The organism is Halomonas sp. LC1, assembly GCF_030247125.1.
In the GTDB taxonomy this organism is placed as follows: Bacteria; Pseudomonadota; Gammaproteobacteria; order Pseudomonadales; family Halomonadaceae; genus Vreelandella.
The window spans coordinates 208,171-232,936 of sequence record NZ_JASSPG010000003.1; the positions used below are offsets into that span (position 1 = coordinate 208,171).

Consider the following 24,766-nt stretch of genomic DNA (forward strand, 5'->3'; position numbering starts at 1 on the left):
CGTCGTGTCATGAATCGCGGATCTTGATCGTTGGGTTGGGGTTGATTGGCGGCTCGCTGGCTGCTGGGTTGCGCGCCGCTGGCTATGACGGCCACATCGTCGCTTGCGACCCTAATCATGACGAAGTGGCTCTGGGCATTGAGCTTGGTCTCGTCGATTCGGGCGGTACTAGGCTCGGCGAGCTGTTGAAGGATGTCTCCATGGTCGTGCTGGCGGTGCCTGTGCTGGCCATGGAGCGCGTCATGACCCAGTTGGCCGAGTCGCTTTCCGACGCAGCCAGCGATGTGGTCATCACCGACGTGGGTAGTACCAAGGCAACGATTCGAGAGTGTGCCGAGCGTGTCTTTGGCTGCGTGCCGCCGAACATGGTGCTGGGTCATCCCATTGCGGGTTCCGAAAAGAGTGGTGTAGCTGCGGCCAACCCCTTGCTCTATGAGAACCACAAGGTGATTTTGACGCCTGAGGCCAACGTCAATGCACTAGCGCTGAAACGCGTAGAGGCATTGTGGCAGGCTTGTGGTGCACAGGTGCTCCACATGAGTGTCGAACGCCACGATCAAGTACTCGCGAGAACCAGTCATTTGCCGCACCTGTTGGCCTTTTCCCTGGTGGACACCCTAGCGCGTCAAGATGAGCGGCTGGATATTTTTCGTTATGCGGCAGGCGGGTTCCGAGACTTCACGCGCATTGCGGGCAGCGATCCGGTCATGTGGCGGGATATCTTCATTGCCAACCGAGAGGCAGTGCTATCGTCGCTGGATGATTTTGAGGCCGGTCTAACGCGTCTGCGTCAAGCCGTGGAGGAGGGGGATAGCGATGCACTCATCGCCACTTTTGATCGGGCCAGTCATGCGCGTCACTATTTCGATACGTTATTGAACAAAACCAGTTATCAGGCGGAATATCATATGCAACCACACGGTAAAGTGACTTATCGGGTGCAGCCGGGCGGCCAGGCGCAGGGGCGTCTGCGTGTGCCGGGCGATAAATCCATGTCCCACCGCTCGATCATGCTAGGAGCGTTGGCAGAAGGGGTGACGGAGGTCAAAGGCTTCCTCGAAGGTGAAGATAGCCTGGCAACGCTGCAGGCGTTCCGCGAGATGGGAGTGGCGATTGAGGGGCCGCATCAAGGCCGCGTGACGATCCATGGCGTCGGCATGCACGGTTTGAAAGCGCCAGCAGGGCCTCTTTATGTGGGTAACTCCGGGACGGCAATGCGTCTCTTTGCTGGCCTGCTGGCCGGTCAATCCTTCGACAGCGAATTGACCGGCGATGAGTCGCTGACTAAGCGCCCGATGGGTCGCGTCGCGGATCCTTTGCGACTTATGGGGGCGACGATCGATACGGCCGAAGGCGGTCGTCCGCCGCTGAAAATCCAGGGTGGCGCAGCGCTAAAGGGTATTCACTACGACATGCCCATGGCCAGTGCTCAGGTGAAATCCTGTCTGCTACTCGCCGGGCTGTATGCCGAAGGCGAAACCCGTGTGCGCGAGCCTGCGCCTACCCGTGACCATACCGAACGTATGCTCAATGGTTTTGGTTACGAAGTATCCCGTGAAGGGGATACCTGCTGGCTACAAGGCGGCGGTCGGTTAACCGCTGGACCCATCGATGTTCCGTCCGATATCTCCTCGGCGACGTTCTTTCTCGTTGCGGCTGCGATTACGCCGGGTTCCGATATCACACTGGAACATGTGGGCATCAACCCGACGCGGATTGGGGTGATCAATATTTTGAACCTGATGGGCGCTGATTTAACCCTGGAGAACGAGCGCGAAGTGGGGGGCGAGCCGGTTGCCGATATCCGTATTCGTTACGCGCCCTTGAAAGGTATCGATATCCCCGTCGATCAAGTGCCGCTGGCTATCGATGAATTCCCGGCGCTCTTCATTGCGGCATCCAATGCGCACGGCACGACCCGCCTGCGCGGTGCAGAAGAACTCCGCGTGAAAGAGTCTGACCGCATTCAGGCGATGGCCGATGGCCTTGCGGTGCTGGGTGTCGAGCATACGGTGGTAGAGGACGGCATCGACATTGTGGGTAACGGCAACGATAGCGAACCGAGCTATGGCGGTGGTCGTATCGATAGCCTGGGCGATCACCGCATTGCCATGGCGTTTGCCATTGCGTCGCTGCGTGCCGGTGCCGAAATCATCATTGATGACTGTGCCAACGTGGCGACCTCCTTCCCCGATTTCGTCGCACTGGCTCAACGAATTGGGATGAGCGTCGAGGTGGAGGGTGCCAATGACCGCTAAGGTACCTGTGCTGACGATCGATGGCCCCGGCGGTGCCGGCAAAGGCACGATTAGCAGCCTCGTGGCCGAACGGTTGGGTTGGCACCTGCTGGATAGTGGGGCGCTTTACCGTTTGACGGCGCAAGCCGCCGTCAAGCATGGCGTTTCGCTGGATGATGAGGCGGCACTCGCCAGCATTGCGGCATCGCTCGATGTCGCGTTTCCGGTGGCGGATGGCTTACCCTGCACGCTCTTAGAGGGTGAGGACGTTGGTCGCGCCATCCGTACCGAACAAGCCGGTGAACGCGCTTCCAAGGTGGCCGCTTTACCACAAGTGCGTTCGGCGCTTCTCCAGAGGCAGCGCGATTTTTGTCAAGCGCCGGGGCTCGTGGCAGACGGTCGCGACATGGGCACGGTCGTGTTCCCCGATGCTCCCTTGAAGATCTTTTTGACGGCCAGTGCCGAAGAGCGGGCGCGCAGACGGCATCTACAGTTGCAGGAAGCTGGGGTGGATGCTAGTCTGTCGAGTCTTTTAAAGGAGATTCAGGCACGCGATGCACGCGACACGCAACGCAGTGTGGCTCCCCTCAAGCCGGCAGACGATGCCATCACGCTTGATACCACGCGCCTGAGCATACCGGAAGTGGTTGATCGGCTGACCGAACTGCTTGCCCAACGCGGCATGTCTAACGGCATTTGATTCTCCCTTGCGGCGTTTTTGGAAAGGTGTCACGACGTGGCAGGGCGACAGCATCATCTCAGTGAGCCCGGTCAGGTCTAACCAGCGCTAACGCCTCCAAAAGCTGAGTGACATTAGGCCCGTACTCGCTGGTGGTACGGAGAAGGCAGTTATGCCTCAACAACGTTGATCACGTAGGAAAACCATGAGCGAAAGCTTTGCTGAACTGTTTGAACAGTCTCTTAACGACATCAACATGGAGCCAGGCGCCATCGTCGCGGCTCAGGTTGTCGACATTGACGGTGACTGGGTTACCGTTAACGCTGGTCTGAAGTCCGAAGGTCAAATCCCTGCGGCACAATTCCGCGATGAAAACGGTGAACTGACCATCGCCATCGGTGATGACGTTCACGTTGCACTGGAAGCCGTCGAAGATGGTTTCGGTGAAACACGTCTGTCCCGTGAAAAAGCCAAGCGCGCAGAAGCTTGGAAGATTCTGGAAGCAGCCTTCGAGAAAGACGAAATCGTCAAGGGCGTGATCAACGGTAAAGTCAAAGGCGGCTTCACTGTCGACGTCGACTCTATCCGTGCTTTCTTGCCGGGCTCTCTGGTGGACGTTCGTCCGGTTCGCGACACTGCGCACCTGGAAAACAAAGAGCTGGATTTCAAAGTCATCAAGCTCGACCCGAAGCGCAACAACGTCGTCGTATCACGTCGTGCCGTGCTGGAAGCAGAGAACAGCGCCGAGCGTGAAGCGCTCCTGGCCACTCTGCAAGAAGGCCAGCAGATCAAAGGTATCGTCAAGAACCTGACCGATTACGGTGCTTTCGTTGATTTGGGCGGCGTCGATGGCCTGCTGCACATCACCGACATGGCGTGGAAGCGCATCAAGCATCCGTCTGAAATCGTTGCCGTTGGCGACGAAATCAACGTCAAAGTGCTGAAGTTCGATCGTGAGCGCAACCGCGTTTCACTGGGTCTGAAGCAGCTGGGCGAAGATCCGTGGGTCAACATCAAAGACCGTTATCCGGAAGGCACCAAAGTACACGCTGTCGTCACGAACCTGACGGACTACGGTTGCTTTGCTGAGCTGGAAGAGGGTGTCGAAGGTCTGGTTCACGTGTCTGAAATGGACTGGACCAACAAGAACATTCATCCGTCTAAAGTCGTTCAAGTGGGCGATGACGTTGACGTGATGGTTCTTGATATCGACGAAGAGCGTCGTCGTATTTCTCTGGGTATCAAGCAGTGCACTGCTAACCCGTGGGAAACCTTCAACGCCGATTACAACAAGGGCGACCGTGTTTCCGGTACCATCAAGTCCATTACGGACTTCGGTATCTTCATCGGCCTTGAAGGCGGTATCGACGGTCTGGTTCACCTGTCCGACATCTCTTGGACTGAAACAGGCGAAGAAGCCGTTCGTAACTTCAAGAAGGGTGACGAAGCAGAAGCAGTTATTCTGTCTATCGACCCGGAGCGCGAGCGTATCTCCCTGGGTATCAAGCAAATGGATTCCGATCCGGTTGCTGAATACCTGTCTGTGAACGACAAGGGCAGCATCGTGACTGGCCGCGTTGTAGAAGTTGACGCCAAAGAAGCACACGTTGAGCTGGCGACAGACGTTATCGCTATCCTCAAAGCCTCTGAAATCAGCGCTGACCGTGTTGAAGATGCACGCAACGTTCTGAACGAAGGCGACAGCGTTGAAGCGCGTATCGTGAGCGTCGATCGCAAGAGCCGTCAGATCAATCTGTCGGTAAAAGCGAAAGAGCAAGACGATACTCGTCAAAACCTGAAGAAACTGCGTGAGCAAGAGCCAGAAGCCGCCGGTGGCCCGACCACTATCGGTGATCTGATCAAGCAGCAGATGGGTCAAGACTAAGTTATTAGTCTGACGCCTATAAAAACGCCGCCCTCTAGGGCGGCGTTTTTTTTGCAAAAATTTACATCACTTCGATTTACTTTCTTAATCTGTATTAGCAGTGCTCGTGTTGTTTGAAGAGTGGCTTTAATCGTTGTGGGCTTTGGCAAGTTGGCGTTTAAAAAAATGTTTAGTAAATGGATCAAAATCAACTAGACTGTTGTCAATTAGCATAATTAAGGCAATAATGTCACCGCATCCTGAACTGATCGGTATTGAGTGGTCCAGCTGAATACCATTGCCGTTACATCTAAAGCAAAAAAGGGACTCCCTATGTCTTTGTTAAACGATTACATCCAGAAAGAACAGCAGCTTAAGCAGCTACAAGAAGAACTGCAGCGTTTAGAAGGCGATCAGCGCCTTAAAAGCGAGCTAGAGTTTAAAGCCAAACTGGAAGCGTTGATGAACGAGTTTGGTAAGCGCCCGGCAGACGTGGTCGCATTGCTTGACCCTGCTGCCGATCAGCGTGTCAGCACTAAAGCGCCTGCTGCCTCTACGCGCCGCAAGCGTCGTCTGAAGATCTACAAGAACCCGCACACTGGTGAGGTTATCGAAACCCGTGGCGGCAATCACAAAGGCCTGCGTAGCTGGAAAGACGAGCACGGCGATGACACTGTCGAGTCTTGGCTCGTGCGGATGGAAGACTAAACAAATCATTCCGGCACTTCTGCAAAGAAGTGCCGGAATTCTTTTTAAACAGCGATAGAGAAGAGTTTCCAGTCAACATTGCTCAATATTGAAGCGGGACGCGTAATTCCAAGTGATTTGGATGCCACAGTACTCGCGGAGAATCTCCACTAATCTGAAACGTATCTTCTTGGTGAATGATGCGCAAGAGCGTGGAGGCTAGCGCATCCGCTAGCTCATCGAACTGATCGAAACGTGTCGTGGCAAAGTGCTGAGCGGGAGAGTCTACCCTGCGATAAGCCACTGGCAGTGCTAAATTCTCCGTGGTAGCCGTAGGCTCTAAGTAAAGTCCAATATCGGTTCTCAACTTGTTTTGCGGTTGAGAAGTGTCTAAAGCGGCAACGGTATTGGCTAATAAGTCAGGCAAGGCAACGGTCGGTGTGGCTCGCCCTAATTGTGCTTCAAAGCAGCTAAGATGGTTAGCATGATGTTTTTTGCTGCCCAGCCCATCAATAGCGTCAGGTGCTTCATAAATACGCATAAAAACAGCCTGTCGCGGGCGGCTCTTCTCGATGGTCGTCGTAAACTGTCTTTGAGGTGCGGCTAAATGGCGCATACCACTTAGCGCTTGGCGATAATGCCGCGGAGTTAGCTGGTAGCGCCTTTGAAAGGCTCGTGAGAAAGAGGAGTGATTGACGTACCCACAGCGTAAGGCGATATGCGCTATATTTTGTGATGTCAGTGATAAGAGAACGGCAGCACGCTCTAGGCGACGCTGCTCTCGGTAAGCGCTTGGGGATGTATGAAAGCATTGGCGAAACTGTCTGCGCACCTGCGAGGCAGAATACCCCAAGTGGTTCGCTAGGTCTTCGATACTCAATGACTGATCAAGCGTGTCCTGTAGCCAGATCTCAGCTCGCGACATTGCATTGAACATTATCTGGCCTCCTATGCGTGAGTCATACAGGTCGATATCTTGCCTGTAGAGCACCCTCCCGGTGCGTATGGTACAAGTGCTGGCAGCCCATAGCTCTGCTCACTGCCTATCAATAGGGAGTATCGTCGAGTGAGCTAACATCCTTGGCGTGTGATGGCGTAGTGTCACTGTCCATACGATAGCGGTAAACCATTGTTACCGATTCGTGTTGCCATCACGATGTTGTCTTTATGCTGCTAAGCTCAAGCAAAGGCAAGTTTGCTCTGTATGTTTACGCGTTTGTGCACAGTTTTTCGTTAAAAAGGCCTGTTTGGCAGGCGTATCGACCATTTTTTGTAAGGTGTAAATGAAACATCAATGAAATATCAAAAGGTTCAAAAACAACTGGATGAGCGTGAAAAGCTACGTAAATTTCGTGAGCTGGATGACGCCTTTGCGCAAGCATTGCGTCAGTTGGACGATCCTGAGAGTGATTTTGATATTCCCACCGGGCCGCCTGTACGCTCTTTAGCATCCTTAGAAGCTGACGACCAAGAGGCGCATGAAAAAGCACAGGAGGCGCATTTTGCAGAGCGTCTGAGGGCTCTCATGAATGAATACGATCAGTCCGAGCAGGAAGTGAGAGCGCTCATTGAAACGCTGCTGGCTTACGGCTTATGGACAAAGGACCGGTTACCGGTGGTTGCCAACGATCCGCTAGCGGTAGCGATAAACGCGTAAGCTGGGCAAAAAAGCGTCACTTTCTAGCTTTTCATCCCGCCGCTTGGCGCGTGTTCGTTGTGCGGGTGGCTCCATAGGGGGCACTTTGATATGCGGCAAGCGGCCTTCATGCGCGGGTACCACCAGCGGCATGGCAATATTTAACGCTCGCCGTGTCTGGCCATCCATCAGCGGTTCCGTGAAGAAAAGGTTGGCGCGCATGAGCGGTGCTTGGTTTTGTACCTGCGCCAACGGTTCGCTGCTGGGTATGCCAGCGAGTTTTCGCAGCTGTATGCGGACATGGGGAGCATCGCTATCCAGCTGTAATAGCTTTTGCTCTGCCTCTTGGACGGTGATGCGTTTGATGGAGCGGCCGCTGCTGTACCACGCGAGCCGCACTCGTGCGACCGGTGCTTCGACGATAGGCAATTGACGCCAGCACTGTTTCAAATGCAGTCGCGCCATTCCCCCGGTGCGGAGCACTTTCTCGACATCAGGATGACGCTGGGGGAGGCGCTGCTTGGCGTTACTGAGTCCGCCCGGCTCGCTCTGCTTGATGCGTTGCAAAAGTGTGCTGATGGCACTTTTGGCAGCGTTGACCTCTTGAAAGGCCTCAATCAGCGGCTCGTCGGCGGCGATGACGGCAATGTAATTACGCGTTTCTCGGCCGTCTTGATGCTGCTGATGCCACATGTCTAGAAGCGCATCCCTCAGCCAAGTGGCATCGCCTGACCCTGACAAACGCCACGTGGCGGGAGGCGCTGATTCATAAAGCGTTGCTGCACGGTGGATGGCTGCAGTCAGTTGGTCGAAGCGTTCATCCAGCTCATGCAATAACCGATAGTGGGGTCGTAAGGCGTCAGACATCAGTGAGGCATCGTCTCAAGAGAGTGGAGCGTCTTTATCCGCTTGAGCTAGAAGCGTCTCGATATCGGCCTCATCCATGGCGGACTCTCCCGAGATACGGTGAGACTCTTCTGCCCAAGCGCCGAGATCCAGTAACTGGCAACGTTTGCTACAAAAGGGGCGAAAAGGGCTGCTAGGCCCCCAAGTCACGCGTGTTCCACACTGTGGGCAATCCACTTCGAGCGGGGCATCGTTAGCGGGAATCGTCATCGGTGAAAGCTCCTTCACGTTATGCTATTACGGTACTGTTGGTCGAGTGCGGCCACTTGCCGTTGGGTATGATTTCGCCCTCGGCTATTGTCGATGACATCGTCGGCACGTGAGAGTCGCACATCGCGTGGTAATTGGGCCGCGAGGATAGCACGCACCTGCTGCTCGCTCACGTGATCACGGGCCAACGTTCGCGCGAGCTGCTCTGCTTCGGGAACGTCCACCACCAACGTACGTTTTACCAGCGCATCCTGTCCCGATTCGAAAAGCAGTGGGGAAACCAGCAGTACATAGGGTGATTGGGTGCAAAGCTGTCGCAGATGTTCGAGTAGCCGCTCGCGGATACGCGGGTGGGTAACGGACTCCAGCCAAGCACGCTGACTGGGGTCGGTAAATACAATCTCGCGCAGGGTGGCTCGGTTTAGGCTGCCGTTATTATTCAGCACCTGCATGCCAAACCGCTCAGTGATGGCATCGAGTACTGGTTCGCCAGGGGCGACAATCTCTCTTGCCACGTCATCGGCATCCACCCAGCCGATACCCAACTCCCCAAATAGACGAGCAACGGTGGATTTTCCTGAGCCAATACCGCCGGTAACACCAATGATCATGTTAACCCTTAAATGACAGAACCGATAAATGATTCAGTATACCAGTGACAGGTAGAGTGCCATGAGGTCATCGCCCATGAGTAACCCCACCCAGCCTGATAATGCCAAAAAGGGGCCAAACGGCATGGCTTGGCCTCGCAGACGAGGTTGTGTCGCTTGTACCATCAGGCCAATGAGTGCGCCCAACCCGGCAGACACGATCAGCAGTAGCGGAAGCATGCTCCAGCCTAACCAAGCACCTAGCGCTGCCAGTAGTTTGAAATCGCCATAGCCCATGCCCTCCTTTCCCGTGACGAGCTTGAAGAGCCAGTAAAAGCCCCACAAGACGAGATACCCCGCCATGGCCCCTAACACGGCGCCAGATAGCATGACGGGCTGAAACAGAAGCTGGTAGGCCAAACCCGCCCACAGCAGCGGTAGGGTCAGTATGTCCGGTAGAAGGTATGTGCGCAGGTCGATGACGGCTAACACGAGTAGCGTCATGCAGGCGGCATATATCCACAAACTCGAAAGTTGCCAGCCATGCAGCGCCATGACGGCAATCGCCAGTACGCCCCCCATGATTTCCACCACCGGGTACTGAGGGCTGATACGAGTTTGACAATGGGCGCAGCGCCCGCGACGCTTCAACCACCCGAGGACAGGGAGGTTGTCGTGCCAGGCAATGGCGTGCTCGCAGCGAGGGCACATGGACGGTGGATAGGCAAGATTGAAGCGAGGGGTAGGCTCTGTGGGCTGCTCCAACGAAGCGAGAGCTTCGTTACGCCACTGGCGCATCAGCATGACCGGTAGCCGCGTGATCACGACATTGAGAAAGCTGCCCAAACACAGCCCCATGACCCCTGCGAAGACTGACAATAATAGTGGCGGTAAGCCCATGATACTCCTAATGGATTGAGTGGCCTGCTCTATAGCGCCGTGCCAATTTCGAAGATCGGGAGATACATCGACACTACCACGCCTCCCACCAGGGCACCGAGCACGACGATAATGATGGGCTCCATGAGTGATGTCAGCGCATCGACTTTATTGTCGACTTCCTCTTCGTAATAATCCGCCACCCGATTGAGCATGGCATCGAGGGATCCAGCCTCTTCGCCGATGCTTACCATCTGAACGGCCAGCGCAGGAAAGCGATTCGTCATCCGCATCGCAAAATGAAGCTGCTGCCCAGTGGTGACATCCTGGCGCACTTCATTGATTGCTTTGATGTAGACGCGATTGTCGGCGGCGCCGGCAGCGGTTTCTAGGCCTTCTATCAATGGTACCCCGGAGGCAAAGGTCGTCGCGAGGGTTCGAGTGAAGCGGGACACTGCCGATTTATGCATGATGTCGCCAATTACCGGTAACCTGAGCAATAAGCCATCGAGCCGATAGGCGACCTTGGGTGAACGGCGCGCGGCCGTTTTCAGCAGCATCACACTACCGACTAAGAAGCCCAGTGCATGCAGCCAATATTGCTGGGCCATGTCAGAGAGATTGACGGTGAACTGTGTCAATGCGGGCAGCTCGGCGCCAAAGCCTTGAAACATGCTCTCGAACTCAGGTACCACTTTGATGAGCAAAAGCATGGTTACCCCCACACCAATCGCCATGACCGAAGTCGGATACCAAAGCGCTTTTTTGACGCGGTTTTTGAGTGACTCGACTTTTTCTTTGTAACTGGCAATACGTTCGAGCATTTGATCGAGCGCGCCGGCTTGTTCTCCTGCATCCACCAAGTTGACGAATAAACGATCGAACTGACGAGGATGTTTTGCCATGGCACTGGAAAGGCTATCGCCGGACGACACGTCTTCCATGATTTGCTGGGTCAGCGCGACCATGGCGGGTTTCTTCAAGCTTTCCGACACGGCTTGAAGTGCCTGCAAAATAGGGATGCCTGCACGCACCATGGTCGCCATCTGGCGTGCGAACACCATGATATCGACATTGGTCACTTTACCGCGGCCGCTGAAACTGCTGCGTTTTTGAATCTTACTGGCAACGATGCGCTGCTTCGCAAGCTGCTCGACGATATCGGCTTTGGTGCGGCCAATCAGCTCGCCTCGCATGGGGCGATCCTGAGGACCTTTGCCCGCCCATTTCCAGCGGTGCAGCGGGGCGGGCTTGGCGCGGCGAGCCTTGGCTTTGGCCATGGGCGGCGTTACTCCTTACTGATTCGGTTGACTTCTTCCAGGCTGGTGCTGCCATCCAAGACTCGGCTGAGGCAGCTTTGGTAAAGGCTAGGGTAGCCCTCGCGACGCGCTTGCTGGTCGATCTCGATGGCGTTGCCGTCGCGCATGATCAGTTGACGCATGTCATCGGTAATCGGCATGACTTCATAGATACCGATCCGCCCCTTGTACCCTTGCGTGCACTGTTTGCAACCAACCGCTTTGTAAATAGTCGCCTTACGTATATCTTGCTGGCTAAACCCCGCTTTGCGAAGTGCTTCGACAGGAATGTCTGCAGGCGTTTTACATTTACGGCATAGCTTTCGTGCAAGACGTTGAGCAATGATTAGGCTCACCGAGCTGGCAATGTTGTAGGTCGCCACTCCCATATTTGCAAGTCGGGTCAGCGTTTCAGCCGCTGAATTAGTGTGAACGGTGGAGAGTACCAAATGACCGGTTTGAGCCGCTTTAACCGCAATTTCCGCCGTTTCTAGATCACGAATTTCGCCCACCATCACCACGTCAGGGTCTTGGCGTAAAAAAGCGCGCAAAGCGCTGGCAAAATCTAATCCAATTTTGGGAAGCACGTTGACCTGGTTAATGCCTGATACTTTAATTTCCACCGGATCTTCAGCGGTACATATATTTCGTTGCGTTTGATTGAGAATGTTGATACCCGTATACAGCGTGACTGTTTTGCCGCTCCCGGTGGGTCCCGTAACCAAAATCATACCTTGCGGCTTTTTCAAAGCACTTTCATACATGGCCTGCTGTTCAGGGCTAAACCCTAGCTGGTCGATACCGAGCTGAGCTGAAGTAGGGTCGAGTATCCGCAAAACGATTTTTTCGCCCCAAACCGTTGGTAGCGAGTTGACGCGAAAATCTATGGAACGCGTACGGGATAGAAGCAGTTTCAGCGCACCATCCTGCGGCAAGCGTCGCTCTGAAATATCAAGGCGGGACATGATTTTTAAACGAGCAGCCAAGCGTTCACGCAGCGTAAACGGTGGCCGGGCAACCTCGACTAACATCCCATCAACGCGGAACCGTACCCTTAACTGATTTTCATACGGCTCAAAATGAATGTCGGAAGCGCCTCGGCTAATAGCATCCAGCAGAATTTTATTGACGAATTTAACGACAGGTGCGTCTTCGTTGCTCTGATCCGATTGATCAAGGGCAACTTCATCGCCATCAGCATTTTGAATGATATTAAGCCCGCTAACGGCGTCATCAACATTCTCCAGTTCTTCGAGAATGCTACGCTCGTTCTGTGCTAAATAGAGTGCCAAGGCGTTGCTTAGCTGGTCAGCAGGTGCCAGAACACCATCCACACTCAGGCCTGTTGCAAACTGCAGCTCGTCTAGCTGTGTCAAAGTGGCTGGATAGGGAACAGCTACGGTTAGCCGATGACCATGGCGGGCCAGAGGCAAAATGTTCAGCCTCTGTAAAATTTTGATAGGGTAGTCGCTAGCTGGAGGAAGAGCATTGATCCTGATCGCTTCTAAATCGATAACGGGTAAGCCATATTCCCAAGCTGCTGCGACCGCGGCATCGTGAGCATCTACTAAGCCGCTATCGACGACATGCTGCAAAAGCGAAATTTCTAACTTCGAGGAGGTGCTTTCTGCAACAGACGCTTGAGCATCGGTGAGAAGCCCGTGCTTGACGAGTCGCTTGGCGATGCCTCGCAGCCCCCCGTTTAGGGCCGCGTGGCTGAGGGTAGACTCCGGGCTAGACTGGTTCATGGGTCACTCATTGGCTCATCATCGATATATGTGCGTTGTACCACATCTACTTCGCGTGAGGTACCTGCCAAGCTGAGCCTAAGCGATGACATAGGCTGAAATTGAGGCTCTAAACGGATGAGAAAGCTAGTTGCCATAGCCGGGTTCGTAAGCTACTGTAAGCTGTATGTTAGGCGACGGTTTAGTGAATCCTAGCCTACTCATAACCTCATCACCGCAAGGGAACCTCGCAATGCAAACTACCCAACCTAACCAACCCCGCCGCTTCAAGCAGCAGGGCTTTACCCTCATTGAGCTGCTGATTGTGGTGGCAATTATTGGCGTGCTAGCGGCTGTGGGCGTGCCGCAGTATGGTAGCTATCTGGATCGTGCAGCCGTGAGTGCATGCCAGGGCGAGCTTTCTTCGTTCCGTAGTGCGGTTTTGGCGGATAGCTCTTTCAACTCATCGGCTACAACAGCTGAAATTGTAAGTAATGTAGATATAAGCTTTACTGCATGTACTGTTAGTGACCCAGAAGCTCTTGCCGAAGCTTTTATTACACCTAGTGATACAGCGGTAGCTATTCCTACCGCAAGGTCGGATGCTGGAACTCTGAATGTTGTATCAGGAAATATCGTTGTTCAAACAGAAAATGAAGATGAAAATGATGGTGGCGATGAACCAAGCTAATTGATTGGTCTGCTTTAGTACTTGCTGCCTTCTATTTATAGAAGGCAGCATTTTATAGTATTAGGAGAGGCTACTGGCTTGAATATACGGAGTTTCGGTTTTACTTTAGTTGAGTTAGTGGTTGTCATAGCGATCATTGCAGTGCTGACAAGCTTAACTCTACCGACCTATATAGCCTACCTTGATCGCTCTGCTTTTGGTGCCTGCCAGCAGGAGCTAAGAACCTTTAAAACACAAGTATTAGCTACTGATAACCTGAGTGAAGTGCTGAGGCCGTTCAGCTTTGCTGCGTGTGGTGTAGGTGGTGAAGGTCAGCCAGACCAAGCTGCGGTGGCGTCAGCTTTTCGTGGCGTATTTGCAAACGAAGATGGTGGCGAAGCAACTTCGCTGCTGCTCGACACTCAGCGCACGGGTGTTCAGGCCCAGATTACCGCTAATGGCCAAATTGAGCGGTTTGTTGTGCCTTAGGCAAGTTGCTTGGCTAGATATTCGTTCTTGGGTTGTATTTTATAACTCACTCTTCTTCCACACTCCCTGCGCAATTGCTATATACACTCAAAGCTCCTAGCTGGATTTAAAACCTCAAGGAGCTCGATATGAAACCTATCACTCTAGCCGTTGTAATCGCCTTACTGGTTTGGCAACCCTCTGCGATGGCTCAGCCTTCCCACGCGCCTGCCCATGGGGCTCGTCATCACCACAACGACTCTTCATCGCATCAGCGCTCACCTCACCATGAGACACCGCGTCAGCATGATGAGCGTGATTATCGCTCGGTCGATCTGCCCAGAATCAATGAGCGCGAGTTGCTGCGCTTGTTGAGTCAGTACGAAGCCCCTCGAGCAGAGCCGCTGCCGCCAGGCATCCAGCGCCAATTAGAACGCGGTAAGCCGTTGCCACCTGGGATTGCCAAGCGCTTTGATGGCCCGATTGCTAACCAATTGCCGCGTTATCCCGGTTACGAATGGGAGCGCGTGGGCGCAGACGTGGTCTTGATCGAAGCTGCGACCCGAGTGGTGGTCGATGTGCTGGTAGATGCTCTGCGCTAGCGCCTTATCAGGGCAGCGTTTATGCTGGGTGAACGATGACGTTGACCCAATAAAACGGAGCACCTATGGCGAATGTCACTCTGGAACAGCGCTTAGCGCTAGCAGTGCGTATTGCAGAAGAGGCGGGGCAGATGATTCGTGATGCCCGCGAGCAGCAAACTTTCAGCCAGCGATTAAAGGCAGGCATCGAGCTAGTCACCGATGTGGATGTAGCCGTCGATCAACTGATTGGCCAGCGTTTAGAAGAGCACTTCCCAGGGGAGGCGCGCCTGAGCGAAGAGCTAAGCCCTGAAGAGGCGTTGCGTAACCCCGCTGAGCAGCTGTGGGTCGTGGACCCCATCGATGGCACTGTGAACTTTGCGCAAGGCCTTCGCCACGTGGCGGTCTCCATCGGTTGGATTGAGCAAGGAGTCGGTAAGGTCGGTGTGGTGCATGCTCCCTTCCTGAACGACACCTTTAGCGCTGCGCAAGGGTTAGGCGCATTTTGTAATCAACAGCCAATCACGCCAAGTAATGCCGATGCGCTGGAGAGCACTCTAGTAGGCACCGGCTTCCCCTACGACAAAGCGGCCCGTAAACAGTTGCTACCCCGACTTGAAGCGGCGTTAACCCATTGTCAGGACGTACGCCGTAACGGCTCAGCGGCGCTGGATATTTGCGATGTGGCCTGCGGCCGGTTGGACGCCTATTACGAAACCGTCTCCCCGTGGGATTTTGTAGCGGGTTGGGTGATTGCTCGGGAAGCAGGGGCGAAAGTAGGGCATCTCATTGATGTACCCGCGGATGTTCCAGCGGATCTCTTCCCAGAGCAGCTACTGGCCACCACCCCAAAGGTATACGACGCCATGGCCGCAATGCTAAAACAGGCGGATCGCTAACGCTTTAGCGTGCCTAACGGCAAGCATTTGAAAAGAAAGCGCAAAAAGGGCTTTTCATTTGGCTAATAAAGCGCTAGTATACGCACCGTCTTGAGGCAAATGCCAAGAAGACATCGGAGTGTGGCGCAGCTTGGTAGCGCGTTGCAATGGGGTTGCAAAGGTCGCAGGTTCGAATCCTGTCACTCCGACCAATACTGAAAAGCCGCTTCGTTCATCGAAGCGGCTTTTTTGTGTCGTGTCACGGATAAAAACTGGCCTTTCTCAAAGCCAGACTTATATTAGTTACCGGCGGTGGTCGCGGGAAGAATGGGGATGTCGTGAAGCATTGCGGCTTGAAGATGGCGACGACGCACCTGAAGGGCGCTTTTGTTGACCGCGTAAGTCGTTCCAGGCAGCTTTGGCCTTTTGACGATTAGCTGGCTTGCGAAGCCAGTTGAAGAGGGCCATCACTATCCATTTTCTCATGTGAACCTCCTGGTTCCATTGCGCCGAATCTGTATCTTTGACTGACCCGCCTGCTTGATGTTCCTTCATCAGCCAAGCGTAACCGCATGCGATGTTACCCTTGCGCTTTATGATCGGCGAGCGCTGCTGCAACGGCTTCTTCCCACTGTCCGGCAGTGATGCCCCAGTGCTCCATTTCCGCTTGATCTGGCGCGCCTTCTGCCGCGCTGTTGAGCTCCTCGGGAGAGTAGCGCTCGAAACAGTGCTTGGCGAAAGCTTTGGTTTTGCCATCTTGCAGTTGGTCGATCATTTCCATGTCGTGCTCCTTTCCTTGTCAATACGTGATACGCATCGTCTGCACGCCAATGTCTGCGGCGCGATGTGTCGGTTCAGTGTAGCGGTTAATGAGCCATCGTGCAGAGGCCCGGTCGTTGATCATGCCAGCCATGCGTCGACGATGATTTTCACGGCAATGCTGGCTAACAAGCACATGATCATATTGTCGAACCAGCGGTGCGGCAGGCGCTGTCCTAAGCGAGCGCCTAAAGGCATACCGACAAGAATCACCAGTAGCGCCCCCAAGCTGTAGACGAAGCGCTCAGCTGTGAGGATGCCTGCGCTGAGAAGAGCGGGAATTTGTACCAGCGTTATCGCGACGAAAAACACCGAAATGGAGCCGATGAAGACGCGGCGCTCCAGCTGCATGGCGTTCAAGAACGTGACCGATGCCGGGGCCGACATGCCGGCAGCGCCTTGTAAAACACCGGCTAACACCCCGACGGGTAGGACGATGCGCTCGGCCATGGATAAAGGCAATGCGGTCGCTCGTCGCGAGAGCTTGACGGCTAGGTACAGCACAATGGCGCCTGCGACCCCCAGCGACAGGTACTCCGGAGCCAGGACGACAAGGCCCCAGGTGCCCAAAACGATGCCAGCGCCACCGGCCATGGCAAATGCCATCAAGAAACGCCAAGGCAACAGATGGGTGCGGTATTGCCATACCTGAAGGGCATTGCTGAACAGATTAGGGGCGACCAAGACTGCAATGGCCAGTTTGACGTCGTAAAGCATGGTCAACACTGGCACGACCACCACCGGCACGCCGGAACCAATCGCGCCTTTGATGATGCCCGCAATGACAAGCGTAAGCAGTGCAATGATCACGGCATGGACTCTCAGGCAGGCACTGAAGTGCCTGCCAGGTGGTTAAGGCTATTTCAGAACGTAGCAGGGCGTATAGGGCTGGCCATCCAGCTTCATGCGGCCTTGGGCAACAAACGAACTCAGCAGAGCATCCAGCCGCTGCATGAGCTCTGGTTCGGCAGTGAGCTCGAAGGGGCCATGCGCTTCGATGGCGCGGATGCCGGGTTCCTTGACGTTACCCGCCACGATGCCCGAGAAGGCGCGGCGCAAATTGGCCGCTAGTTCATGCGTGGGTTGCTGACGGTGCAGCGCTAGACCGCGCATTGCTTCGTGGGTAGGCTCGAAGGGGGCCTGAAATTCGCGGGCAATGGTCAAGCGCCAGTTGTAGTAAAAGGCATCCTGATGCTGGCGGCGGAAGTCGGCGATCTGGTCGATACCGTCGCGCATTTTGCGGGCCACGGCCACTGGGTCGCCGGTAATGATGGTGTAGTAGCGGCGAATCTCTTCGCCCAGGGTGTACACCAGAAATTCATCGATTTTCTGGAAGTAGGCGGATGCGCTCGCTGGACCGGTGAAGATGAGAGGGAAGGGGATCTCTTGGTTGCTGGGGTGCAACAGAATACCTAGTAGGTAGAGGATCTCTTCGGCGGTACCCACGCCGCCAGGGAAGACGATGATGCCGTGGCCCAGGCGGACGAACGCTTCCAGACGCTTCTCGATATCTGGCATGACTACGAGTTCGTTGACGATAGGGTTGGGCGCTTCGGCGGCGATGATGCCAGGCTCTGAAATGCCCAAGTAGCGGCCATCTTTACGCCGCTGTTTGGCATGCGCCACGTTGGCGCCCTTCATGGGTCCTTTCATGGCTCCAGGGCCGCAGCCAGTGCAAATGTCCAGATCGCGCAGGCCCAGGTGGTAACCCACATCCTTGGTATATTCGTACTCTTCGCGGGAAATGGAGTGACCGCCCCAGCACACTACGAGGCTTGGGTCGCGGCCCGGTTTGAGGGTGCCTGCCTTGCGTAAAATGTGAAACACCGCGTTGGTCGTGCCTTCGCCCGTAGTCAGGTCGAAACGGTTGTGGTGTTGAATTTCGTTATAGACATACACGATATCGCGAATGATCGACGAGAGATGTTCACGAATGCCGCGAATCATGCGTCCGTCTACGAAGGCCTCTGCGGGCGCATTGGTGAGTTTCAGCCGAATGCCGCGATCTTGTTGCAGTACCTCGATGTCAAAATCTTTGTAGGCTTCCAGGATGGCCAAGCTGTCATCGGTAGGGCTGCCGCAATTGAGGACGGCAAGCGCGCATCGGCGCAATAAATCGTGCAAACCACTTTTGGACGTGCTCTTGAGCCGGTTGACCTCATGCTGTGAAAGAACTTCGAGGCTGCCTTCAGGAGAAATAATGCTGGAAATCGTGGCACGAGGCGCTGGGGTCTGCGTCATTAGTCTGGCTATCCCTAAGAGTGTTCGTAACGAAACTGCATACTAGCACGCTGCTGGGTGCGGTTCAGCAATGGGGCTAAGCGACCGTCTTGGTAGCGTTTGTGCTACTCTAGGGGCCTGCAAGTGCGCACGGTAGGCGGGTCGGGATGGTGGCGTTAGCGACCCATATCAGCGTCTTACGATGATGGATAATGAGGATGTTACTCAAACCCTATGTTTAATGCCCAATATTTTCGGACGTTTATAACGTTAGTGGAAACCGGCAGTTTCACACGAACGGCGCGTCGTCTAGAGATGACGCAGCCTGGGGTTAGCCAGCATATTCGTAAGTTGGAAAGCTATCTTGGCAAAACGCTGTTAGAGCGCCGTGGCAGAAGTTTTACGCTAACCGAATCGGGGCGCCGTGCTTACGATTACGCGTTGAAGCTATTCGCCGAACATGAGCAGTTTCGCCATGGCTTAGATGACGATTCCCTGGACAGCGGCGAGTGCCGAATCGCCTCTCCCGGTAGCGTCGGGCTGATGTTCTACCCCTATATTTTGGGGCAGCAGCAAATGCACCCTAATCTCACGGTCAACTATAGCTTTGCGTTCAACCATGAGATCGTCAACGACCTGCTTGAAGGCCGCTACGATATCGGTATCGTGACCGAGCAGGTCAATCACCCGGAACTCACCTGTACGGTGTGGCATAAAGAGCCACTCTGCTTGGTCGTGCCTGCCGATTTTGCAGGCAGCACGCTGTCGGAGCTGATGGGCATTGGCTTCATCAATTACTACGATGGCATCAATCACGCCAATGCGCTGTTGCGAGCCAACTATCCCGATGAGTTTCGCTCCATGACGCACTTTCGCCACCAGGGGTTCACCAACGAAGTCAGCATGGTGTTGGATGCCGTGGCGAGGGGGCTGGGCTTTACGGTGGTCTCGCGCTTAGTGCTCGAAACGTCACCCTGGCAGCGGCAGGTAAAGGCGTTGGCGCTTCCGCAAGCGATCAACGAAGTGCTCTATCTTCTTCGCCGCCAAGACTCCGTCTTGCCCAAGCGCTATGAGAAGCTGCTCAACGGTTTTCATGATCAGCGCTTGCAAGAAAAAACGCCCCTGGTCACCGAATGAGAGAGACCAGAGGCGTTATTTACATCGCTAACGTCATCGATTAATGGCGATACTCATCGATACTGGGGCAGGAGCAGATCAACTGGCGATCACCAAAGACGTTATCGACCCGGTTGACCGAAGGCCAGTATTTAGAGGCCATCACCGCTTCAGTGGGGAAAGCGCCTAGCTGACGATCATAAGGACGCTCCCAGGCGCTATCCATCAGATCGGCTTGGGTGTGGGGCGCATTGACCAGCGGGTTATTATCCAGCGGCCATTCACCGCTCTCTACCCGTGCAATCTCTTCCCGAATGGCAATCATGGCATCGCAGAAACGATCGATTTCGTAGAGCGATTCAGACTCCGTCGGCTCGATCATCAGCGTACCCGGCACCGGGAACGACATGGTCGGCGCGTGGAAGCCGTAATCCATCAAGCGTTTAGCGATATCCTCTTCGCTGATGCCAGATGCGCTCTTTAGCGGGCGGATATCGATGATGCACTCATGGGCAACCGTACCGTTCTGACCGCGATAGAGAATCGGATAGGACGCTTCTAAACGCTTAGCAATATAGTTGGCGTTCAGAATGGCCAGCTCGGTGGCTTCGCGCAGGCCACGGGCTCCCATCATTTTGATGTACGCCCACGAGATCGGCAGGATGGAGGCGCTGCCAAAGGCTGCTGCCGACACGGCACCGCTCTCAGGGTTGACGCCGTTGATGGGGGTCACCACATGATTGGAAACGAACGGCGCCAAGTGTGCCTTTACGCCGATCGGGCCCATGCCGGGGCCGCCGCCGCCGTGGGGAATACAGAACGTTTTATGCAGGTTTAGGTGAGACACGTCGCCGCCGAAGTCGCCAGGGCGAGTGAGGCCAACCTGAGCATTCATGTTCGCGCCATCGACGTACACTTGACCACCGTGTTGGTGAACCACTTCACACACTTTCCGAACGTGCGACTCGAATACGCCATGGGTCGACGGGTAGGTAATCATTACCGCTGACAGCCGCTCGCTGTGCTGCTCGGCTTTGCGGGTCAAGTCGTCCAAGTCGATGTTACCGTTCGCGTCGCACTCGACGACGACCACGTCCATGCTCAGCATGGCGGCGGAGGCTGGGTTCGTGCCGTGAGCGGAGCTAGGAATCAAGCACACGTCGCGATGAGCTTCACCTTGCGCAGCCTGATAGCGGCGAATCGCCAGCAGACCCGCGTATTCCCCTTGGGCACCCGAGTTGGGCTGCATAGAGATATGGTCATAACCGGTCACTTCGACCAGGAAAGCTGCCAGCTCATCAATCATCTGATGGTAGCCCGCTACTTGGTCGCGAGGCGCAAACGGGTGCAGGTTGGCAAACGCAGGCCAGGAGACAGGAATCATCTCGCTAGTCGCGTTGAGCTTCATGGTGCACGAACCTAGCGGGATCATGGCATGGGCCAGCGACAGATCTTTGTTTTCCAGGCGCTTCAAGTAGCGCAGCATCTCCGTTTCACTGCGGTAGCGCTTGAACGTGGGATGAGTGAGGAAGTCACTGTTCCGCTGGTAAGCCGCTGGAATGCCGCTTAGTCGGTCGGCAATGACCTGCTCGTCCAGCGCGGCCACTGCCAAGCCATGCTCATCGCCCAGCAGCACATCGAATAGCGCGGCGACATCGTGGGCAGTGGTTGTTTCATCCAGGCTAATACCCACATCACCATTGGCGAAGTAGTGCAGGTTGATGTCGTGGGTCATGGCGCGGCCATGAATTTTGCCGGCGTCTACCTGGGTGAGGCGTAGCGTATCGAACCAAGTCTCGTTAGCGAGTTGAACGCCGGCCTGCTGCAGGCCGGTAGCCAGCACGGTGGTCAGGCGGTGAACGCGACCCGCGATCTTGCGTAGCCCTTCAGCGCCATGATACGTGGCGTAGAAGCCGGCGATATTAGCCAGCAGCGCTTGCGCAGTACAAATGTTCGAGGTCGCTTTCTCACGGCGAATGTGCTGCTCGCGGGTCTGCATAGCCATGCGCAGTGCCGTTTTGCCTCGGCTGTCTTTGGAGACGCCGATGATTCGCCCGGGAATCGACCGCTTGAGTTTGTCGGAGGTGGCAAAGAAAGCGGCATGGGGCCCACCAAAGCCCATGGGCACGCCAAAGCGCTGGGAGTTACCTACGACGATATCGGCTCCCATCGCGCCAGGCTCTTTCAGCAACACCAGGCTGAGCAGATCGGTCGCTACACACGTCATGATGCCGCGCTCTTGGGCCGCCTTGAGCATCGGCGCGAGGTCGGTAATGCGGCCGCTGGCAGACGGGTACTGCACTAAGGCACCAAACACATCGTGCTCGGCAAGACGCTCGGCGGGGCCGGTAATCAGCTCGAAACCAAAGAACTCGGCGCGGGTCTTGACGACGTCCAGCGTTTGCGGAAAAAGGTCGTCTGCTACGAAGAAAGCGTTTGACTTGCTCTTTTTATTGCCACGCTTACATAGCGCCATGGCTTCTGCGGCGGCGGTGGCTTCATCCAGCAGAGAAGCATTGGCAAGCTCCATGCCGGTCAGGTCCATGATGACCTGTTGAAAATTCAAAAGGCCTTCCAAGCGACCCTGAGAGATTTCGGGTTGATAAGGTGTATAAGCGGTATACCAGCCGGGATTTTCTAGCACGTTGCGCTGAATCACCGCAGGCATATGGGTATTGTAATAACCCTGACCAATATAGCTTTTAGTGACACGATTTTGACGGGCGAGTTGGCTCAGGTACTCCAACGCTTCCGCTTCACTGCGTGGGTCGTCGAGGTCAAGTTCACGGCCAAGGCGAATGTCGCTTGGCACGGTTTGCTCAATCAGGTCTTCCATGCGCTGCATGTTGAGCGCTTTTAACATGGTGGCGACATCGTCGGGGCTAGGCCCGTTATGACGTTTGATAAAAGCATCGTGGTCGGCCAGTTCGGCCAAACGGCGTGATTCAAAAGGCATGGGGAGATTCCGGACGTGATGAAAAAACCGTGCAGAGGCGATCAAGAAGCGCCTGCCAACAGGGCAGGCGCTTCAACGACGTCGTTTAGTCGTCGGCGCTCAGCGTCGCTTGATACGCATCGGCGTCTAATAAACCTTCGAAGGCTTGGTCGTTAACGCGAACCTTCATGATCCAGCCGCCTTCATAAGGGGCTTCGTTGACCGTTTCAGGAGCGTCTTCGAGAGCTTCGTTGACTTCCACCACTTCACCATCGACGGGGGCATAAAGGTCAGAAGCGGCTTTCACGGACTCGATGACACCGAACTCTTTACCTTTCGTCAGAGCTTGACCCACTTCGGGCAGCTCGACGAACACCACGTCGCCCAGCGCTTCTTGCGCGTGGTCGGTGATTCCAACGGTCACGGTGCCGTCTTGGTTGTCCAGCACCCACTCGTGGCTGGCGGCGTAACGAAGATTGGCAGGAAGATTGCTCATGGTGATTCCTTTTCAAGTCAGTGGACAGAACAACGGCATACTAGCGTTTGTCGTTCGCCTTGGCGACTGCGGCCCGCGCAACAGCGCGCGTGAATGCGCCTATGGTACCGTGTTTCTTATTGGAAACAAGTTTCTTCATTGTCGCCCAAAGGCGAGGAAGGGCGCTTCTTTTTCCTGGGTTTCAGGCGTCTGGTGAGTTTCATAAAGGGGAGCTTTCTCTGCCATCAAGCGACATTGGCGTGGAAGCGCTCTTATAAAATGGTGTAAAACATACCCATCATGCGTTTTTCCAGCGTGAATTAAGCGCTATGGTAGAGACGCTTGGTGATTTCATCTGCCGGTGAGTGGATGAACAACCTAACCTTCATAACAAATGCATGAATCAATTGGGTAAGGAGAGTCGCGTGGAAACATTAACCAGCCTATTAGGGGCCATTAACGGGATCGTGTGGGGCCCGTTAATGCTGATCCTGCTATTGGGGGTCGGTATTTACCTGCAAATTGGCTTGAAACTGATGCCGATCCGCAAACTCGGCATGGGTTTCAAGCTAATGTGGCAAGGCCGAGATGCCAAGCCGTCCGATAAAACCCCGTCTCAGCCAAGCGATGAGGGGGAAATCTCTCCCTTTAACGCGCTGATGACGGCGCTGTCTGCGACGATTGGTACCGGTAATATCGCCGGTGTGGCGACCGCCATCGCGCTCGGTGGCCCTGGAGCCGTGTTCTGGATGTGGATCACCGCGCTGGTGGGTATGGCGACCAAGTTCGCTGAAGCCGTGCTGGCGGTACGCTATCGGGAAACCGACAGTACCGGCTATCACGTGGGCGGGCCGATGTTCTACATCAAGAATGGCTTGGGCCGTAAGTGGCTGTGGCTAGGCGGGCTGTTCTCGTTCTTTGGCGCAGTGGCGGCCTTCGGGATTGGTAATACCGTACAGTCCAACTCCGTGGCGGACGCCATGGATGCCACCTTCGGTGTTCCGCACTGGTTGACCGGTGTCATCATCATGGTGCTCGCTGGGGCGGTAATTCTGGGCGGTATCAAACGTATTGCCAAGGTGGCCGGTAAACTGGTGCCGGTAATGGGCATCGCGTACGTCATTGCTGGCCTGCTGGTGCTGATCGTCAATGCGGGCCAAATTGGCGATGCCTTTGGACTGATCTTCTACTACGCCTTCAATCCCATGGCCGCAGCCGGTGGTTTTGCAGGTGCCGCTGTGATGGCCGCCATTCGCTTCGGTGTAGCGCGCGGTATCTTCTCCAACGAAGCTGGTCTGGGGAGTGCGCCTATTGCTCACGCGGCGGCTCAGACGAAGAATCCGGTCCGCCAGGGCTTGATTGCCATGCTGGGGACGTTCATCGACACTATCATCGTCTGCACCATCACCGCGCTGGTCATTTTGACCTCGACGGTCTGGATGGAAGGCGAAGCGGGCGCTTCGCTCACTGCGCTCTCCTTTGATGCGGCACTGCCTGGTTTTGGTAATCAAATCGTGGCCATTGCGCTGGCGATCTTTGCATTCACCACGATTCTTGGCTGGTCGTTCTACGGTGAGAAGTGTTGCCAGTTCCTGTTTGGCACTCGCTCCATCATGCTTTACCGCGTGTTGTTCGTGCTGGCCATTCCGCTGGGTGCCATTGCACAGCTGGGCTTTATCTGGCTGATGGCGGACACCTTCAATGCCATGATGGCGATTCCCAACCTCATTGCCTTGGCACTGCTGTCCCCGGTTGTCTTTAAGCTGACTCGGGATTATTTTGCAGGTAAGGACGTGCTGCCGGGCGAAGCCCTGGATCATGATAAATAAGGCCTGCTCATTAGCAGGCGATGCACGATGTACTAGAGCCGGGAAGCCTTGTCAGGCTTCCC

Annotated in this window: 23 protein-coding genes, 1 tRNA gene and 1 pseudogene; 12 read left to right on the forward strand and 13 right to left on the reverse strand. The window is 55.1% G+C overall.

What is annotated here, in order from left to right; all coding sequences use genetic code 11:
- The first annotated feature begins 23 nt into the window (after positions 1-23).
- The 4 genes from QIT27_RS06650 to QIT27_RS06665 all read left to right on the forward strand — a co-directional run bounded on the left by QIT27_RS06650 (position 24) and on the right by QIT27_RS06665 (position 5,488).
- Positions 24-2,258, forward strand: coding sequence for a bifunctional prephenate dehydrogenase/3-phosphoshikimate 1-carboxyvinyltransferase (locus QIT27_RS06650; protein ID WP_285263271.1), 2,235 nt, complete (start codon positions 24-26; stop codon positions 2,256-2,258).
- A complete protein-coding gene (gene cmk, locus QIT27_RS06655) occupies positions 2,248-2,937 on the forward strand; it encodes a (d)CMP kinase (protein WP_285263272.1) in 690 nt (229 codons plus the stop codon). Before QIT27_RS06650 ends, cmk begins: the two co-directional genes overlap by 11 nt.
- Before the next feature lie 184 nt (positions 2,938-3,121).
- On the forward strand, positions 3,122-4,801 hold the full coding sequence (gene rpsA / locus QIT27_RS06660) for a 30S ribosomal protein S1 (protein ID WP_285263273.1): 1,680 nt from the start codon (positions 3,122-3,124) through the stop codon (positions 4,799-4,801).
- Positions 4,802-5,113: 312 nt separating this feature from the next.
- Complete coding sequence (locus QIT27_RS06665) at positions 5,114-5,488, forward strand: histone-like nucleoid-structuring protein, MvaT/MvaU family (protein ID WP_253016301.1); 375 nt, start codon at positions 5,114-5,116, stop codon at positions 5,486-5,488.
- Between the two features lie 82 nt (positions 5,489-5,570).
- Here the strand turns inward: QIT27_RS06665 and QIT27_RS06670 are convergent, their stop codons facing one another.
- Together QIT27_RS06670 and QIT27_RS06675 are read right to left on the reverse strand one after the other, a co-directional pair.
- Positions 5,571-6,083 carry a hypothetical protein gene (locus QIT27_RS06670; protein WP_285263368.1) on the reverse strand — a complete coding sequence of 171 codons (513 nt, stop codon included), beginning with the start codon at positions 6,081-6,083 and terminating at the stop codon, positions 5,571-5,573.
- A gap of 24 nt (positions 6,084-6,107) precedes the next feature.
- Positions 6,108-6,404, reverse strand: a pseudogene (locus QIT27_RS06675) (helix-turn-helix transcriptional regulator); the annotation flags it as partial.
- A 357-nt stretch (positions 6,405-6,761) separates the two neighbouring features.
- On the opposite strand from QIT27_RS06675, the gene QIT27_RS06680 reads away from it, so the two are divergent.
- Positions 6,762-7,124 (forward strand): hypothetical protein, encoded by a 363-nt coding sequence (locus QIT27_RS06680; RefSeq protein ID WP_159342271.1) that lies wholly within the window; start codon positions 6,762-6,764, stop codon positions 7,122-7,124.
- Here the strand turns inward: QIT27_RS06680 and QIT27_RS06685 are convergent.
- Genes QIT27_RS06685 through pilB form a run of 6 tightly spaced genes read right to left on the reverse strand, consistent with a single transcriptional unit; the run spans position 7,101 to position 12,734 of the window.
- Positions 7,101-7,970: a DNA replication terminus site-binding protein gene (locus QIT27_RS06685; protein ID WP_285263274.1), complete on the reverse strand. Its 870-nt coding sequence runs from the start codon at positions 7,968-7,970 to the stop codon at positions 7,101-7,103. The genes QIT27_RS06680 and QIT27_RS06685 overlap by 24 nt on opposite strands.
- 15 nt (positions 7,971-7,985) lie before the next feature.
- The gene (gene yacG, locus QIT27_RS06690) at positions 7,986-8,219 is read right to left on the reverse strand and encodes a DNA gyrase inhibitor YacG (RefSeq protein WP_159342269.1); all 234 of its coding nucleotides are present in this window, start codon (positions 8,217-8,219) and stop codon (positions 7,986-7,988) included.
- Positions 8,220-8,233: 14 nt separating this feature from the next.
- Entirely contained in the window at positions 8,234-8,830 is a 597-nt protein-coding gene (gene coaE, locus QIT27_RS06695; RefSeq protein ID WP_285263275.1) for a dephospho-CoA kinase, read from the reverse strand.
- 33 nt (positions 8,831-8,863) lie between these two features.
- On the reverse strand, positions 8,864-9,709 hold the full coding sequence (locus QIT27_RS06700; protein ID WP_285263276.1) for a prepilin peptidase: 846 nt from the start codon (positions 9,707-9,709) through the stop codon (positions 8,864-8,866).
- A 29-nt stretch (positions 9,710-9,738) separates the two neighbouring features.
- Positions 9,739-10,968 carry a type II secretion system F family protein gene (locus QIT27_RS06705; protein ID WP_253016309.1) on the reverse strand — a complete coding sequence of 410 codons (1,230 nt, stop codon included), beginning with the start codon at positions 10,966-10,968 and terminating at the stop codon, positions 9,739-9,741.
- 8 nt (positions 10,969-10,976) lie between these two features.
- On the reverse strand, positions 10,977-12,734 hold the full coding sequence (pilB, locus tag QIT27_RS06710; protein WP_285263277.1) for a type IV-A pilus assembly ATPase PilB: 1,758 nt from the start codon (positions 12,732-12,734) through the stop codon (positions 10,977-10,979).
- Positions 12,735-12,966: 232 nt separating this feature from the next.
- Here pilB and QIT27_RS06715 point away from each other — a divergent pair, with 232 nt between their 5' ends.
- From QIT27_RS06715 to QIT27_RS06735, 5 genes are all read left to right on the forward strand, one after another.
- Positions 12,967-13,404: a pilin gene (locus QIT27_RS06715; RefSeq protein ID WP_285263278.1), complete on the forward strand. Its 438-nt coding sequence runs from the start codon at positions 12,967-12,969 to the stop codon at positions 13,402-13,404.
- Between the two features lie 78 nt (positions 13,405-13,482).
- Complete coding sequence (locus QIT27_RS06720; RefSeq protein WP_285263279.1) at positions 13,483-13,872, forward strand: pilin; 390 nt, start codon at positions 13,483-13,485, stop codon at positions 13,870-13,872.
- A gap of 128 nt (positions 13,873-14,000) precedes the next feature.
- Positions 14,001-14,453: an anti-virulence regulator CigR family protein gene (locus tag QIT27_RS06725; RefSeq protein WP_285263280.1), complete on the forward strand. Its 453-nt coding sequence runs from the start codon at positions 14,001-14,003 to the stop codon at positions 14,451-14,453.
- Between the two features lie 65 nt (positions 14,454-14,518).
- A complete protein-coding gene (locus QIT27_RS06730; RefSeq protein WP_285263281.1) occupies positions 14,519-15,331 on the forward strand; it encodes an inositol monophosphatase family protein in 813 nt (270 codons plus the stop codon).
- Between the two features lie 114 nt (positions 15,332-15,445).
- Positions 15,446-15,522 (forward strand) — tRNA-Pro (locus tag QIT27_RS06735).
- Positions 15,523-15,890: 368 nt separating this feature from the next.
- Here QIT27_RS06735 and QIT27_RS06740 read toward each other — a convergent pair.
- The 3 genes from QIT27_RS06740 to ppnN all read right to left on the reverse strand — a co-directional run bounded on the left by QIT27_RS06740 (position 15,891) and on the right by ppnN (position 18,370).
- A complete protein-coding gene (locus tag QIT27_RS06740; RefSeq protein WP_159342261.1) occupies positions 15,891-16,091 on the reverse strand; it encodes a hypothetical protein in 201 nt (66 codons plus the stop codon).
- A gap of 119 nt (positions 16,092-16,210) precedes the next feature.
- Positions 16,211-16,939, reverse strand: coding sequence for a sulfite exporter TauE/SafE family protein (locus tag QIT27_RS06745; protein ID WP_285263282.1), 729 nt, complete (start codon positions 16,937-16,939; stop codon positions 16,211-16,213).
- Positions 16,940-16,987: 48 nt separating this feature from the next.
- The gene (ppnN, locus tag QIT27_RS06750; protein WP_159342259.1) at positions 16,988-18,370 is read right to left on the reverse strand and encodes a nucleotide 5'-monophosphate nucleosidase PpnN; all 1,383 of its coding nucleotides are present in this window, start codon (positions 18,368-18,370) and stop codon (positions 16,988-16,990) included.
- Positions 18,371-18,583: 213 nt separating this feature from the next.
- Here ppnN and QIT27_RS06755 point away from each other — a divergent pair, with 213 nt between their 5' ends.
- Positions 18,584-19,486, forward strand: a complete 903-nt coding sequence (locus QIT27_RS06755; RefSeq protein ID WP_285263283.1) for a LysR family transcriptional regulator — start codon at positions 18,584-18,586, stop codon at positions 19,484-19,486.
- A gap of 40 nt (positions 19,487-19,526) precedes the next feature.
- On the opposite strand, the gene gcvP is transcribed toward QIT27_RS06755, so the two are convergent.
- Both gcvP and gcvH read right to left on the reverse strand, forming a co-directional pair.
- Positions 19,527-22,421 carry an aminomethyl-transferring glycine dehydrogenase gene (gcvP, locus tag QIT27_RS06760; RefSeq protein WP_285263284.1) on the reverse strand — a complete coding sequence of 965 codons (2,895 nt, stop codon included), beginning with the start codon at positions 22,419-22,421 and terminating at the stop codon, positions 19,527-19,529.
- Positions 22,422-22,506: 85 nt separating this feature from the next.
- On the reverse strand, positions 22,507-22,896 hold the full coding sequence (gene gcvH / locus QIT27_RS06765) for a glycine cleavage system protein GcvH (RefSeq protein WP_159342256.1): 390 nt from the start codon (positions 22,894-22,896) through the stop codon (positions 22,507-22,509).
- Between the two features lie 404 nt (positions 22,897-23,300).
- On the opposite strand from gcvH, the gene QIT27_RS06770 reads away from it, so the two are divergent.
- A complete protein-coding gene (locus tag QIT27_RS06770) occupies positions 23,301-24,704 on the forward strand; it encodes an alanine/glycine:cation symporter family protein (protein ID WP_285263285.1) in 1,404 nt (467 codons plus the stop codon).
- Positions 24,705-24,766 lie beyond the last annotated feature (62 nt).